This window comes from Pseudomonas sp. LG1E9 (assembly GCF_003290225.1).
Lineage (GTDB): Bacteria > Pseudomonadota > Gammaproteobacteria > Pseudomonadales > Pseudomonadaceae > Aquipseudomonas > Aquipseudomonas cyclaminis.
The window spans coordinates 2,570,208-2,584,761 of sequence record NZ_CP029983.1 but is presented as its reverse complement, the minus strand read 5'-3'; the positions used below and the strand labels follow the sequence as shown (position 1 = coordinate 2,584,761).

Below are 14,554 nucleotides of genomic sequence, written 5' to 3'. Positions count from 1 at the left end.
TTTATCGTTTCCTACCGATCACATGTCATCACTGCGGCGACGTTGTAACGACGGCACCAGGTAAACCGGTACGCTGGACAGTTGCAGTACCCGTGCCGCGGTACGCCCCAGAGGCGTGGTCGCACCCGTTGCGTGGCTGTGGCTGCCGACTATCAGCAGATCTACCGACAGTTTGCGCAGTTGGTCCAGAATCACCTCGCACGGATCTCCCTGGATCACGCGTACCGAACGGATCAACTTCAGGTCCTGCTCACCCTCCCCCAACTCCTCGCGGAAACTGTCGAGCACCCGCTGCTCGATAGTCGCCATCACCGTGTTCAGCCCCCGGCTCTGCCACTCGCTCAACGCGGCTTCATCAAGGTAGCTCTGCAACACCGATTCGGCGAACAGCCCGATCGGCTCGACCACGTGAATCACATACAGGTCAGCCTTGAACGTTCGCGCCAGCGCCAGCGCATGTTGCATCACATAGGGCGCGTAAAGACCGAGGTCCGTGGCGTACAGCATCGAACGAATCATAAAACCTCCTGGACTGCCAGGCTGGAGGAGATTGAATGAGCTTAGCAGCGCGCCTAACTCTCGGCCTGAATCCTCAATTCATTACTGATGCCATGGGGCACGTGCCCAGTGGCCACCACTTCCCTGGCTTTCTCGCAATGACCGGCCTGGTCATCGAAAAACACATCAGCGGCAAACGCCTCCAGAAACGCGGACTTCTCCAGGCCGCCAAGGAACAACGACTCGTCCAGGCGAATATCCCACTCACGCAACGTGCGAATCACCCGCTCGTGAGACGGCGCCGAACGGGCGGTGACCAATGCGGTGCGGATCGGGCAGGCCTCGTCAGGGAACTCTCGCTGCAATAAGTTCAGCGCCGCCAGGAACCCCTTGAACGGACCGCCAGGCAACGGCTGGCGTGCGGATTCGCGCTCACTGGCCTGGAACGCCGCCAACCCGTCGGCCTGGTACACGCGCTCCGACACATCGGAAAACAACACCGCGTCACCATCAAAGGCGATGTGCAGCTCCTCGCTGGACGCCCGGCGCGGCCCGCCCGACAGAATCGTCGCTGCTGCAAAGCCCGCATCAAGGGCACTGCGCACATCTTCAGCATGGGTCGAAAGAAACAGATGGCAACCAAATGCAGCCAAATAAGGATAAGGACTACGCCCTCCTACGAAAGCAGCGCGGGAAATATCCAGGCCGTAGTGCTGAATCGAGTTGAATACACGCAGGCCTGTGTCAGCACTGTTGCGCGATACCAGCACCACTTCGACCCGAGCGCGCCCTAGGCTGGCATTGAGGCTCAGCAGCTTCTTGACCAGTGGGAAGGCGTCGCCGGGTTCGAGGATTTCTTCCTCGTGTTCGATCTGGTATTTGCGATAGGCCTCTACTCCTTGGGCAAGATAGACCTTGTGGCTGTCGCCCAGGTCGAACAAGGCCCGCGACGAAATCGCCAACACCAGTTTGTCGCCCAATCCCTTCGCCATGCGTTTACCCCCGACTCAGCGGTTATGCCGATCAATAAAGCTCAAGGCCTGGTACAGCGCCTGCATTCGCGGCAACTCGCAGCCGGCGGCCTTGGCAGCGGCCAGCGGGCGCGCGTAGATCGCTGCCAGTTCCAGCGGACGTTTGTGCACGTGGTCGTGATACATGCTCGGCAGGTAGTCGTCCATGGATTCAGTCATGGTGAACATCTGCCCCGCGTAACTGGCGGGAATCTCATGGCCGCAGGCGTGCGCGCCCTGCACCACTTCGGCCATCAGCGCCTGGATCAGTTCGCGGCTGGATTCGTCCGCCATCAACGCTGTGGTGCCGCTGCCCAGCAAGACAGAGAGGCCGTTGAAGGGCACGTTCCACACCAGCTTGTGCCAGCGCGCCTGATGCACATTGGCCATGGCCTGGGATTCGATGCCGGCCTGGTGAAACAAGGCGGCACCGGCCTCGACGATGGTCTTTTGAAGGGGTTCGTCGTTGGCCGCCGAACCGCTGTGATAGCCCAGGTTGACGCGCCCCAGCGCCTGATGCTCGACAATACCGGGGCCCGAGCGGTGCACACCGATGTAGCACAGCCCACCCAGCAAATGCAGTGACGGCGGCAGGTGTTCGCGCAGGCTGTCCTCGACGTCCAGGCCGTTCTGCAGCAACACCACCTTGGCATCCGGCGCGGCGACCTGGGCGAGCGTCGGCGCAAGCTCCACGTTACCCGTGGACTTGGTGCCCACCAGCAGCCAGTCGCAGGGTGGCATATCGGCAGCGCTTGCATACGCCTGCACCGGCTGCAAGTGCAGTTGGCCATGCACGTGGCTGTTGACACGCAGGCCATGCTGGCTGACCACCGCGTACTCGCTGCGCAACAGGAAGTGCACATCGAATCCGGCACGCGCCAGCATCACACCATAGAAACCACCAATGGCGCCGGTGCCGATAATACCGATGCGTGGCGATTGAGCTGTCATGGCAAGTCCTCAGGAATACGGGTAAGCGCTTGTTTTACAGCGCTGGCAAGGTCAGAACGTGTAAGACGTGTCTGTAATTGCCCGAGGAACTGACCCTCGCACACCACGAACAACGCGGGCAAATGAAAGATCTGGTAGCGTTCGACCGCGCCGCCGTTATGCCCGGCATCTACCCAGCACACGCGGTCCACCGGCAGCTGCCAACCGGGCAACTGCTGGCGCGCCCAACGGCAACTGGAGCATCCTACGCTGGTGAACACCACGAGCGAAACTCCTGGCAATCCCAGCAATTGCTGGTCAATATCCAGGTCGGTCAATTCCAGTTCGTTCACTATACTGCTGCCACCGCCGTCTACAGGACGGTGCTCGGAGTCCGTGTACATGGGTCGTTTTTTACCTCACCCTGATGATGTCGCTGTCGAGTTAATCCAACGCCCCTCTCCCGCCATACCGCGCCAACGCCTGCTCACTCACGGCCTGGGTGGCATTGCCTGCAACTGGCCGCGCGCCTGGCGCCAGGGCACGGCGGTTGACTTGCGCATCCCTTCCCTGGGCGCCACCGCCCGATATCCAGGCTACATAGCATGGTGTCGCAAAGTGGAAAACGGCTACCGCGTGGGTATCTCATTTACCGATGAACATGCATTGTTTGGCGCACGCATGGGCGAGCAAGCATGCCGGATAGAGCGCTACTGCCGCCAGCACGAAGATGCCGAACCGACGCCCGAGCAGATCGAAGCCCTGGCCCGGGAGTGGGTGTCGCGCCATGCAGGCGAGTTCTCCCATGAGGCGTTTGTGCAGCCAGCACTGGATTAAAGCGGGCTTTGCCCATTGTCGCGGGCCCGTGTTACGCGCTAAGGTTCCTCCCCCCTGCATCCAAATCATGCTGTGCTCCGCCGCACGGGGATGGCTGGCGGCCGGCACCCGTGACCCTGACGAGTAACACGATGGCTGATTTACCGATCAATGACCTAAACGTCGAATCCAACGAGACGCTGATCACGCCCGATCAGCTCAAGCGCGAAATCCCCCTGAGCGACGCTGCCCTGCAGACCGTCACCAAGGGCCGCGAAGTCATCCGTGAGATTCTCGACGGCACCGACCACCGCCTCTTTGTGGTGATCGGCCCATGCTCGATCCACGACCTCAAGGCCGCCCACGAATACGCTGAGCGCCTCAAAGTGCTGGCGGCAGAAGTGTCCGACACCTTGTACCTGGTCATGCGCGTCTATTTCGAGAAGCCGCGTACCACCGTCGGCTGGAAAGGCTTGATCAACGACCCGTACCTGGACGACTCGTTCAAGATCCAGGATGGCTTGCACATCGGTCGCCAGTTGCTGCTGGACCTGGCTGAAATGGGCCTGCCCACCGCTACCGAAGCACTGGACCCGATCTCCCCGCAGTACCTGCAGGACCTGATCAGTTGGTCGGCCATCGGCGCGCGTACCACCGAGTCCCAGACCCACCGCGAAATGGCGTCCGGCCTGTCCTCGGCCGTGGGCTTCAAGAACGGCACCGACGGCGGCCTGACCGTGGCGATCAACGCGCTGCAATCGGTCTCCAGCCCTCACCGGTTCCTGGGCATCAACCAGGAAGGCGGCGTTTCCATCGTGACCACCAAGGGCAATGCCTATGGTCACGTGGTGCTGCGCGGCGGCAACGGCAAGCCCAACTATGATTCGGTCAGCGTTGCGTTGTGCGAGCAAGCGCTGAACAAGGCCAAGATCAAGCCGAACATCATGGTCGATTGCAGCCACGCCAACTCCAACAAGGATCCGGCCCTGCAGCCGTTGGTGATGGAAAACGTTGCCAACCAGATCCTCGAAGGCAACCAGTCGATCATCGGCCTGATGGTCGAGAGCCATTTGAACTGGGGTTGCCAGGCCATTCCAAAAGACCTGGCCGACTTGCAGTACGGCGTGTCGATCACCGATGCCTGCATCGACTGGGCCGCCACCGAAAATACCCTGCGCAGCATGCACGCCAAGCTCAAGGACGTATTGCCAACACGCAAACGCACCTGAACCTCAATTGCGCACACAAAAACGCCGGGCTAAACCCGGCGTTTTTTATTGTCTGCTGATCGCTCAGAGCTTCGCGGCATGGCGCTGGTGGCGCTCCATGTAGCGTTCCACATAGGAGCAGGACGGGATCACCGTGTAGCCAGCGTCTTCGGCGAACTTCAGGGCCTCTTCGGTCAGCGCCGCCGCAATACCACGGCCCCGCAGTGCGTTGGGCACGAAGGTCCGATAGATATCCAGGGTCTGCTTACCGAGGTCCATATAGGTCAGATAGGCACGATGACCGTCCACATTGGTCTCGAACTGATGACCAGCCTGGTCATGGTGGATGGACAACGCCTCGCTCATCACTACTCCTCGCGGGTCTTGAATTCTGACCCCTACCTTACCGATGTTTTTCCGGCGAAGGAACATCTACGCCACCCCGTGCCGGTTTCGACAACGAGAAAACCTTGAGCGCTCACAACCAGCACGTAGGGAATAGTAGGCACCAATCCTGCAATTGCTCAAGGCGCACTCGTCATTCCCTGCCGCTGGTGGATATAGAAAGGGCCTCGACCAAACACTGGTCGAAAGCCTGAACATTGCCGGCAGTTGAACCTTGAGACGAACAGGCGCTCTTAAAGTCACCTCTACATGCGTAAAAGATACCCGGCCAAGCAACGCCAAACGCAACGTAAGTGTCGGCGCGGATATATAAATCCCCACCTGTTTGCAAAGCTTAACGCATGCAGGCCGGCCCTTTCAGCCTGGATCCAATCTTCACCCAAATGAAAAAATCTGGATGGTTTTTATACAAACCTCCAAAAGATTAGCCAAAATAGATTCGGCGCGAGAATTTTTTTTGCTTCTTGCGCTACGTCAGTTTACTTACTACAAGTAATGGGTAGTATGTACGCCGGCTATTTGCTCACTCTGAGAAAGTAGCCATTTAATAGAAAGTCCTTGAAGGGGAACACGATGAACAACGTTCTGAAATTCTCTGCTCTGGCTCTGGCCGCAGTTCTGGCTACCGGTTGCAGCAGCGTCTCCAAAGAAACCGAAGCTCGTCTGACTGCAACTGAAGACGCAGCAGCTCGCTCCCAGGCCCGTGCAGACGAAGCCTACCGTAAAGCTGATGAAGCTCTGGCTGCTGCTCAAAAAGCACAACAGACTGCTGACGAAGCTAACGAGCGCGCTCTGCGCATGCTTGAAAAAGCTAGCCGCAAGTAATAATCCCTCGGGGTTGTTATCAAGCCGATCCATTTATGGGTCGGCTTTTTTATTGCCTGAATGTGGGAGGGGGCTTGCTGCCGATGGCGGTGTCTCAGTAAACGCATCCGTTACTGAACCACCACATCGGGAGCAAGCCCCCTCCCACACGTTTTACTGCTGAAGATCGATTGGCGCGCTGGAGGCCACAGGTGCGCCACCCGGCACACCGATCTCGGTCGGCAGGCCATCTTCCGCCGCGACCACGTCGCGTACCTGATCCCAGTTCACCCGCAACTGGTTGGCCAGGTCTTCACGCTTGAGCAAGGCGTTGATCACCGCCGTGTGTTTGTCGACAACCGATGGCGTTCCGTCATCGTTCAACGGTGTATGCGCTTCCAGATAAACCTTGCCGCCGCTGCTGCCGAACTTGTAGGCATCGTTGATGATGCGCACCGAAGTGCCCACCGGCACCATGCCAGCCATCTCCAGCACATTATTGTTGAACATGCGGAAGCAACCGTGACTGGTACGTGTGCCGATGCCGAACTTCATGTTTGAGCCGTGGATCAGGTAACCCGGTGTGCCCAGGGTGAACTTGAACGGGCCCAACGGGTTATCCGGGCCGGCAGGCACCACGTTCGGCAATGGATCACCGTTGGCAGCGTGTTCGGCCTTGATCGAGGCCGGCGGCGTCCAGGTCGGGTTAGGCGTCTTGGCGATGATGCTGGTATGGGCAATCGGCGAGCCCCAGCCTTCACGGCCAATCCCTAACGGGAAGGTGTAGACCACGTTTTGGCCCTTGGGGAAATAATAGAGCCGGTATTCCGCCAGGTTGATAACGATGCCCTCGCGAGGCCCCGGCGGCAGGATAAACCGTGTCGGCAGCACGATCTCGGTGCCCGCCCCCGGCAACCAGGCATCGATACCCGGGTTGGCCGCGACCATTTCCGAATAGCCCAGGTCGTACGTGGTGCCCAGGTCGGCGAAGGTGTCTTCGTACTTGGCCTTGATTACCTGGACCTGACCGACGATATCTTCACCCGGTGGTGGCAAGGGCAGCTGCAAAGCGGATGCAGAGCCCGCCGCACAGAACGCAGCGAGAGACAGGCAGCAGGTGACGACGGAGAGGCGCGACAACATCCGGAAAATCCTTCGCAGAACGACGGGTAGGTAAAAATCGATTGTATACGTGATGTGAGCTTCTAGCTGCAAGCGTGTAGCGGCTCCTAGAGCTCGAAACGCAGCTCCGGCCAGATGGGCGGCGTGCCGCGCTTCTGGGACTCAAGAATGGCTCGGCACAAGGGGCACAGGCGCTGATCCTGGAAAATCGAGCGATCGACCAGCGACCAGCGAGGTTGCGCTGGCAGCAAGGTACCGCACAGCGTGCGATCGATGGAGCCGCCCAGTTCCAGCTGACGCGTCACCAGATGCACCCGCACTTCCTGGCAGGCGAACAGATCCAACTGCTCGTCCGGCTCGATCAGTTGGTAGTTAAACAGGGACCAGGCAGGACGCGACATCGGGGGCTCCAGATCGGGGGGGCGCCACCTTAGCCGAAAGCCTGCCGGTAGAAAAGCGTCATAGCAGCGGTTTTAGCGTCGGCCAGACATTTTCCAGCAACTTGCCCTGGGCAGCGACCGCCGGGTGCAGCCCGTCCGCCTGCATCAACTCCGGATGGCCGCCGACGCCTTCAAGGAAAAACGGCACCAAAGGCACCTTTTTTTGCTCGGCGACATCGCCGAATACCTTCGCGAAGGCATCGACATAACGCTTCCCGTAGTTGGGCGGAATCTGCATGCCCAGCAACAGCACCTTGGCGCCGCTGTCCTGGGACTTCTCGATCATCGAAGCAAGATTTTGTTGCAATTGCGCAGGGGGCTGGCCACGAAGGCCGTCATTGCCACCCAATTCGATAACCACTACGTCAGGCTTATGCTCTGCAAGCGCCGCCGGCAGCCGCGCGAGGCCTCCAGCACTGGTATCGCCACTGATGGACGCGTTGACCACTTTATCGTCGAAACCTTCCTTCTTGAGCCGTTGCTCCAGCAAGGCAACCCACCCTTTGCGTGTATCCAGGCCGAAACCGGCACTGATACTATCGCCAACGATCAGGACTGTACCCGCCGCTGCGTTCTGGACCATGCACATCAAGGCCAGGCCAGCACTCAAAAACCACATTCGCATCGGATTCTCCATGGGCGCAAGCATTCTCACCGCGCGGAACCTTAGCAAAGTGGTTCCCAGCGCGGAAGGTGAACTGACTATCCTGCACGAACTGAGCCTGGAACTGAACAAGGGCGATAGCCTCGCTATCGTCGGCAGTTCCGGCTCCGGCAAATCCACCCTCCTTGGCCTGCTGGCCGGCCTCGACCTGCCCAGCAGCGGCGAAGTCACCCTCGCCGGGCAAGCCCTCAGCACCCTCGACGAAGACCAGCGTGCGCGTATCCGCGCCGAACATGTGGGCTTTGTATTCCAGTCTTTCCAACTGCTCGACAGCCTCAATGCGCTGGAGAACGTCATGCTGCCGTTGGAGCTGGATGGCCGCAAAGATGCCCGCGAGCGCGCCAGACACCTGCTGGAGCGCGTGGGCCTCGGCCAACGCCTGACCCACTCGCCGCGACAACTCTCCGGTGGTGAGCAGCAACGGGTAGCCATTGCCCGTGCCTTTGCCGCCGAACCGGACGTGCTGTTTGCCGACGAACCCACCGGCAATCTCGACAGCCACACCGGCGAGCGCATCAGCGACCTGCTGTTCGAACTCAATAAAGAGAGCGGCACGACCCTGGTGCTCGTCACTCACGACGAGCGCCTGGCCCACCGTTGCCGACGCCTGATCCGCCTTGAAGCCGGCCTGATGGTCGCGCCACTGGAGCCTTGATGGCACGTATGCCGCTGTTGCGCCTGTTCAGCCTGGCCATGCGCCAATTACTGCGCGATGCCCGCGCCGGCGAATTGCGCGTGTTGTTCTTCGCCCTGCTGGTGGCTGTGGCCGCCAGTACCGCTATCGGTTATTTCGGCGCCCGCCTCAACGGCGCCATGATGCTGCGTGCCACCGAGTTCCTTGGCGCCGACCTGGTGCTGGAAGGAAGCTCACCTGCCCGCACCGAGCAAATCCGCTCCGGGACCGAGCTGGGCCTGGATCACGCTCGCGTCGTAGAGTTCTCCAGTGTTATCGCCACCGATAACGGTATCCAGCTCTCCAGCATCAAGGCGGTCAACGAGCAATACCCGTTGCGAGGCGAACTGAAGAGCGCGGCCGTGCCCTTTGGCGATGAAACCCCAGGCGGCGGCCCCAAACCCGGTGAAGCCTGGGTCGAGGCGCGACTGCTGACGGCATTGGATCTCAAGGTCGGCGACAGCGTCGATGTCGGCATGAAAACCCTGCGCCTGGCCCGCGTGCTCACCTACGAACCGGATCGCGCCGGCAACTTCTACAGCCTCACGCCGAGGGTGATGATCAACCTGGCGGACCTGGATGCCACCGGCGTGGTCCAGCCCGGCAGCCGCGTCAGCTACCGTGAACTGTGGCGCGGGCCTCAGGGCAGCACAGCGCTGCAAACCTATCGTGACCTGCTCAAGCCGGGCCTGGCCGCCAACCAGCGCCTGCAGGACTCACGGGACGGGAACCAGCAGATTGGCGGCGCCCTGGGCAAGGCCGAGCGCTATCTGAACATGGCCAGCCTGGTCGCCGTGCTGCTGGCTGGCGTGGCCGTCGCCTTATCGGCCAACCGCTTTGCCACCCGACGCTTCGACGCCAGTGCACTGCTGCGCTGCCTGGGATTGTCACGACGCGAAGCCATGTTGCTGTTCAGCCTGCAACTGACGGTGCTGGGTTTACTGGCGAGCCTGGCCGGCGCCCTGCTTGGCTGGCTGGCGCAGTTTGGCCTGTTCTATTTCCTGCACGACTTGCTGCCGGCAGATGTGCCCCCCGGCGGACTGCTGCCGGCCGTTGCCGGGATCGGCACCGGGCTGGTCGCGCTCGCGGGTTTTGCCCTACCACCGCTGGCCGCACTCGGGCGCGTACCGCCGCTGCGCGTATTGCGGCGCGACCTGCTGCCCATCCCGTCCAGCACCTGGATGGTCTATGGCGCTGCGCTGTTTGCCCTCGGCCTGATCATGTGGCGCCTGAGCCTGGACCTGGTGCTGACCTTCGCCCTGCTGGGCGGCGGCGTGGTGGCGGCGCTGGTCCTTGGCGGCTTGCTTCTGCTGCTGTTGCAAAGCCTGCGGCGTCTTCTGGCTCGTGCCTCCCTGCCCTGGAGATTGGGCCTGGGCCAACTGCTGCGCCACCCATTGGCAGCTGCCGGCCAGTCACTGGCGTTTGGCTTGATCCTATTGTCCATGGGCTTGATCGCCTTGCTGCGTGGCGAATTGCTCGATACCTGGCAAAACCAGTTGCCCAAGGATGCGCCCAACTATTTCGCGCTGAACATCCTGCCGGCCGACAAGGACGCCTTTGGCGCCCGCCTGCTGGAAGTGCAGGCCCAATCCGCGCCACTTTACCCTGTGGTGCCGGGGCGGCTGATCAGTATCAACGGCGAGCCGGTGCAGGACATTGTCAGCAAGGACTCCAGCGGCGACCGCGCAGTACAACGCGACCTGAGCCTGACTTGGGCCGCCGACCTGCCGCCTGGCAATGCCCTGACCTCAGGTTCGTGGTGGTCACAACAACCGACTGATGAGATACCGGGTGTGTCGGTAGAGGCCAAGGTCGCAGAAAGCCTCAAGCTCAAGCTGGACGATCACCTGGTGTTCACCATCGCCGGGGAGAATCGTGAAGCGCGGGTCACCAGCCTGCGAACCATCAACTGGGATAACTTCCAGCCGAACTTCTTCATGATTTTCCAGCCGGGGACCTTGAAGGACCTGCCTGCCACCTACCTGACCAGCTTCTACCTCGCGCCAGGGCATGACCAACAGATCGTCGATCTGTCGCGAGCCTTTCCGGCGGTGACGATCCTGCAGGTCGAGGCTCTGCTGGAGCAGTTGCGCAGCATCCTCGCCCAAGTGACCCTCGCGGTGGAATACGTGCTGTTGTTTGTGCTGGCTGCGGGAATGGCCGTGTTGTTCTCGGGCCTACAGGCCACTTTGGACGAGCGCATCCGCCAAGGCGCACTGCTGCGGGCGTTGGGCGCTGAGCGCAAGTTGCTGGTCAAGGCGCGGCGTATCGAGTTTGGCTTACTAGGCGCCGTCAGTGGCTTGCTGGCAGCACTGGGCACCGAACTGGTGACGCGGGTGCTGTACCGTTATGCCTTCGACCTGGCCTGGCACCCGCACCCGTGGTTGTTGCTACTCCCGGTAATCGGCGCCGTACTGATCGGTGCCGCCGGTGTATTCGGCACACGCCGCGCGTTGAATGCCAGCCCGCTGACGGTATTGCGCGAAGGCTGAAACGCCGATGGCCCGCACTCTTTAACGAATCCGGGCCATCATTGCCTACTTCACATATTCAATTGCAGTGATCCACCAACACACTTCACCACCTGGCGTCTGCACGATGGCCTCATCGTCGACTTCCTTGCGCAACAAGGCACGAGCCATCGGTGAGTCAATGGATATGTAATCCATCCGATCGTAAATCTCGTCATAGCCAACGATGCGAAAACGCTTGGTCTCGCCCTGCTCGTTTTCAATATCCACCCACGCGCCAAAAAAGACCTTCCCTTCCTGCTCGGGCATGTACTCCACCACGCGCAGGTCTTCCAGGCGCTTGCGCAAGTAGCGCACACGTCGGTCGATTTCGCGTAGCAGCTTCTTGTTGTACTGGTAGTCGGCATTCTCGCTGCGATCCCCCAGAGAGGCGGCCCACGTCACCTTGCGCGTGGTATCCGGGCGCTTCTCGCGCCACAGATAATCCAGCTCTTTCTTCAGCGCTTCATGACCTTCTTTGGTAATCAGCTTGGTACTCAAACGCTTGCATCCCCAGGCAATGTCCACAGGTGCCGATAGACCAGGCAATCACACCCGGCTTCGGTTGGCTGGCACTGATAATAAATGAACCCGGGAAAGTAGCCAGGCCAGTCTAACCATCCATGGCCTGATCCAGTTCAAGCAGCATACCGCGCAAACTCTGGCGCAAGCCTGACACTTGCGAGGTCATCGCCTTCAGGACTTCGGTCCGCTGGCTGACAGCCAACGACTGGTCATGCAGTTGTGTGATGCGCTGTTCCAATTCCCGGCCCCTTTCATCCAGTTGACGTTGCTCTTGCTGCAATCGGGCCTGCCATTGATCAAGCGCCGTTTCCCGTTCGATGGCAGCAAGTTTTTGTTGGGTCAGTTCCTGAGCGACGCGAGCAAGGTTGGTCAGCGTACTGTCCACTTCGAACAAAGTACTCTGGGACAGTGGAGCCAGATGCTTCGGCTGCTCCGGGACGTCTGGCACATTCGGGACAACAGGCTCTGCCGGCACCATGGTCATGGGCATCTCGACGGGGGCCTGTCGCGGCTCTTCCACCGTAGGCTCATGAATCGGCAGCCGGGGAGGCTCAACCGGATTTACACCCCTGGTAGGCGCACTCATTTTCGATGAGAAGCGAATGGAGGGCACGATTAATGAAGCGCTTTCGATTGCCGGCATCACCGGAGCAGACATACCCAGAGTAATGACTTTCATCACCAACGCCTTCTTGATGATCACCGAGTGATGTTCCTCGGGCCTGGCGGGTGGCAGCTTGCAGCCTTTCAAATCGACGAAATGGTAAGGCACCTGGGTTTCGGTAACAGCACCCGCCTTGGCCCCCGATGCCGCTGATATGAGAATCTGCTTGAACACATGCATTGCCACTTGCAGGTCTTCCTTGGATTCAACACCGCCCAAAAAATACCGATCAAGTTTTTTGCGCAAGGCCGCGATATACACCCTGGAACTCGCCGGTTCCACCTCTTCATCCAGGCTATAAACAAGGAAGTTGGAGGCAATCTGACCTACAGCAAACCCACAGAGCAATGCACCGTTGACCGGAGCATCCTGACCGTCGCGTTCAAGAACAAGGGTACGTAGAAGCATCATGGTAATCAGGCCTCATTACAAAATTCGGAAAGTCTCTATAACCTTCAGATAAACCCTCGACATCAAAGGCTCAAAAAGCACAAAACAATTGTTCCAGCGATTTACTCGGCACGCACGTAGGACTTTCCTTATTAAGGCTGATCGACGTTCCCAAAAACAGCTATTACTCGTACCCTTTTTCAACCCCACTTATAAGTCGCATTAAAATAAATGATAGAAATAATCAACCTGACAAAACATTCAAACAAGAAAAAAATAATCAGCGATTTCTCATTTAGCGCAAACAAACAGGAATGCCTGGGACTGTTCGGGAAAGATCCTACAGTTAAAACCGCACTACTCGATTTGATTTCGGGTTCGAGCGCACCGTCCAGCGGACATATACTTATTCAAAACCTCAACACTAAAGCCCATCCACTTAAAACAAAAAAAATCATTGGTTACCAACGCCAGAGGTGCCTCAGTCATCCTACGATGTCGGTTAAAGAGTTCCTCGACTATATGGCCACCCTTCGCGGACTCCGTGGCAATGAAAAACGCGCACGGGTAGAACAAGTCGCTACACAACTGGAATTATTGCCAGTACTCAACGCCTCCCTTGATGTTCTTTCTACTGGATTAAAGCGCAAAGTCGCGATTGCCCAGGCCATCCTGCATGCACCGGCCTTGCTATTGCTGGATGAACCTACCGAGGGATTAACGCCTGACCAGAAACACAAACTCAGGGTGCTCATACAGTCATTGACGCAAGACATGACGGTGATCGTTGCGTCCCGCCATTGCGATGAATTGTCCGAGTTCTGTACGCGCGCGCTGGTTATCGCAGGCGATCGCTTGGTAACCGATACCCCCATGCCGGATTTACAAAGCGACTCCCGCCATTTCCAAGCCGTGACCCTGGCTTCAGACATGCCCTTGGACTTGCTCGCCCTCGCTGTGCTGCCTGGGGTCGCGGGCATCGAGGAGCATCGGCATGCCCCTGGCACGGTGACCGTCCTGGCCATGCCAGGACATACCATCTACCCGCACATCAACACGCTCATTGCCAATCGCCGCTGGAAAATCAACTCACTGAATCTAGAGCCTGGTCGCATAAGCGATGTGGTTCACCATCTGAGCCGAGAGGCCTCTCTTTGAAACTGCTGTCCGCCATTTTCAAGCGTCAGTTCGCTCACTACGCCAGCACACCCGGCACCTACGTGAGTGTCGCCATCTTTTCAGTAACGTCCGTGACATTGGGGTTGCACATGAGCCCGTGGCCGGCACAAGACAACAGCCACTTGCAGATTTTCTTCCAGTTACACCCCTGGCTCTATTTGTTATTGATCCCCCTACTGGCGGCGCAACTCTGGTCGGACGAGTCCAACTCAGGATTTCTAGACCTGATGAAAACATTGCCGATCACACCATTTGAATGGGTAGTCGGAAAGTTCCTGGCCGCCTGGGTCGTGGTAGGCATAGCCCTGATGTTGACATTCCCCCTCGTCATCATTGCCAACTACTTGGGCAAGGCAGACAACAGCGTTATTGCCTCACAATTTGTGTCGAGCTGGCTGTTGGCAGGGAGTTATTTATCGGTCGGTTGTTTCATGTTCACACTAGTACGTCAGCGCACCGCCCTGTTCATACTGACAGTGGCCTTGCTGCTCGTCGTCAGCGGCCTTTCTTATTTACTCGATGCACTTGAGCATCAGGCCCCGATCTGGGCGGTAGACAGCCTGGTCTCGCTCAACCCTTTTTCAAGGTACAGCGCGATCGACAATGGAAAACTCGCGCTTCGCGACACGCTTTACTTCATCAGCACAATCCTGACCTTTCTAGCAGCGACGACAGTAACCCTCAACTACAAGCACAGCTGAGAAGGAAAGCCCTCC

17 protein-coding genes are annotated in these 14,554 nt (G+C 59.0%); 7 read left to right on the top strand and 10 right to left on the bottom strand.

The features are described from left to right. Positions 1-18 precede the first annotated feature (18 nt). From DNK50_RS12165 to DNK50_RS12150, 4 genes are read right to left on the bottom strand one after another with little or no spacing between them, the layout of a single operon-like run. Positions 19-519, bottom strand: coding sequence for a universal stress protein (locus DNK50_RS12165; RefSeq protein WP_099586815.1), 501 nt, complete (start codon positions 517-519; stop codon positions 19-21). A 53-nt stretch (positions 520-572) separates the two neighbouring features. Continuing rightward, entirely contained in the window at positions 573-1,490 is a 918-nt protein-coding gene (locus DNK50_RS12160; RefSeq protein ID WP_099586816.1) for a 5'-nucleotidase, read from the bottom strand. A gap of 15 nt (positions 1,491-1,505) precedes the next feature. Beyond that, complete coding sequence (locus tag DNK50_RS12155; RefSeq protein ID WP_099586817.1) at positions 1,506-2,459, bottom strand: putative 2-dehydropantoate 2-reductase; 954 nt, start codon at positions 2,457-2,459, stop codon at positions 1,506-1,508. Further along, positions 2,456-2,842 carry a thioredoxin gene (locus DNK50_RS12150; protein WP_112194237.1) on the bottom strand — a complete coding sequence of 129 codons (387 nt, stop codon included), beginning with the start codon at positions 2,840-2,842 and terminating at the stop codon, positions 2,456-2,458. Before DNK50_RS12150 ends, DNK50_RS12155 begins: the two co-directional genes overlap by 4 nt. Between DNK50_RS12150 and DNK50_RS12145 the strand changes: the two genes are divergently transcribed. Both DNK50_RS12145 and DNK50_RS12140 read left to right on the top strand, forming a co-directional pair. Beyond that, positions 2,841-3,275, top strand: a complete 435-nt coding sequence (locus DNK50_RS12145) for a pilus assembly protein PilZ (RefSeq protein ID WP_099586819.1) — start codon at positions 2,841-2,843, stop codon at positions 3,273-3,275. The genes DNK50_RS12150 and DNK50_RS12145 overlap by 2 nt on opposite strands. A 131-nt stretch (positions 3,276-3,406) precedes the next feature. After that, positions 3,407-4,483: a 3-deoxy-7-phosphoheptulonate synthase gene (locus DNK50_RS12140; RefSeq protein ID WP_032888996.1), complete on the top strand. Its 1,077-nt coding sequence runs from the start codon at positions 3,407-3,409 to the stop codon at positions 4,481-4,483. A 63-nt stretch (positions 4,484-4,546) separates the two neighbouring features. Here the strand turns inward: DNK50_RS12140 and DNK50_RS12135 are convergent, their stop codons facing one another. Next, positions 4,547-4,828, bottom strand: coding sequence for a GNAT family N-acetyltransferase (locus DNK50_RS12135; RefSeq protein WP_064451529.1), 282 nt, complete (start codon positions 4,826-4,828; stop codon positions 4,547-4,549). A gap of 612 nt (positions 4,829-5,440) precedes the next feature. Here DNK50_RS12135 and oprI point away from each other — a divergent pair. Next, entirely contained in the window at positions 5,441-5,692 is a 252-nt protein-coding gene (oprI, locus tag DNK50_RS12130; protein WP_003172710.1) for an outer membrane lipoprotei OprI, read from the top strand. 153 nt (positions 5,693-5,845) lie between these two features. On the opposite strand, the gene DNK50_RS12125 is transcribed toward oprI, so the two are convergent. From DNK50_RS12125 to DNK50_RS12115, 3 genes are all read right to left on the bottom strand, one after another. Next, complete coding sequence (locus DNK50_RS12125) at positions 5,846-6,814, bottom strand: L,D-transpeptidase family protein (protein ID WP_099586820.1); 969 nt, start codon at positions 6,812-6,814, stop codon at positions 5,846-5,848. Positions 6,815-6,900: 86 nt separating this feature from the next. After that, the gene (locus DNK50_RS12120) at positions 6,901-7,194 is read right to left on the bottom strand and encodes a hypothetical protein (RefSeq protein ID WP_003172705.1); all 294 of its coding nucleotides are present in this window, start codon (positions 7,192-7,194) and stop codon (positions 6,901-6,903) included. Between the two features lie 58 nt (positions 7,195-7,252). Next, positions 7,253-7,858, bottom strand: coding sequence for an arylesterase (locus DNK50_RS12115; RefSeq protein ID WP_162633374.1), 606 nt, complete (start codon positions 7,856-7,858; stop codon positions 7,253-7,255). A 10-nt stretch (positions 7,859-7,868) separates the two neighbouring features. Here DNK50_RS12115 and DNK50_RS12110 point away from each other — a divergent pair, with 10 nt between their 5' ends. Both DNK50_RS12110 and DNK50_RS12105 read left to right on the top strand, forming a co-directional pair. After that, positions 7,869-8,552, top strand: coding sequence for an ABC transporter ATP-binding protein (locus DNK50_RS12110; RefSeq protein ID WP_005786391.1), 684 nt, complete (start codon positions 7,869-7,871; stop codon positions 8,550-8,552). Beyond that, the gene (locus DNK50_RS12105) at positions 8,552-11,062 is read left to right on the top strand and encodes an ABC transporter permease (RefSeq protein ID WP_112194233.1); all 2,511 of its coding nucleotides are present in this window, start codon (positions 8,552-8,554) and stop codon (positions 11,060-11,062) included. Before DNK50_RS12110 ends, DNK50_RS12105 begins: the two co-directional genes overlap by 1 nt. 45 nt (positions 11,063-11,107) lie before the next feature. On the opposite strand, the gene greB is transcribed toward DNK50_RS12105, so the two are convergent. After that, positions 11,108-11,581, bottom strand: a complete 474-nt coding sequence (gene greB / locus DNK50_RS12100) for a transcription elongation factor GreB (protein ID WP_112194231.1) — start codon at positions 11,579-11,581, stop codon at positions 11,108-11,110. A 112-nt stretch (positions 11,582-11,693) separates the two neighbouring features. Next, entirely contained in the window at positions 11,694-12,680 is a 987-nt protein-coding gene (locus tag DNK50_RS12095; RefSeq protein WP_112194229.1) for a hypothetical protein, read from the bottom strand. 210 nt (positions 12,681-12,890) lie between these two features. Between DNK50_RS12095 and DNK50_RS12090 the strand changes: the two genes are divergently transcribed. Both DNK50_RS12090 and DNK50_RS12085 read left to right on the top strand, forming a co-directional pair. After that, positions 12,891-13,817, top strand: a complete 927-nt coding sequence (locus DNK50_RS12090; protein ID WP_099586824.1) for an ATP-binding cassette domain-containing protein — start codon at positions 12,891-12,893, stop codon at positions 13,815-13,817. Continuing rightward, on the top strand, positions 13,814-14,539 hold the full coding sequence (locus DNK50_RS12085) for an ABC transporter permease (RefSeq protein ID WP_112194227.1): 726 nt from the start codon (positions 13,814-13,816) through the stop codon (positions 14,537-14,539). Before DNK50_RS12090 ends, DNK50_RS12085 begins: the two co-directional genes overlap by 4 nt. Positions 14,540-14,554 lie beyond the last annotated feature (15 nt).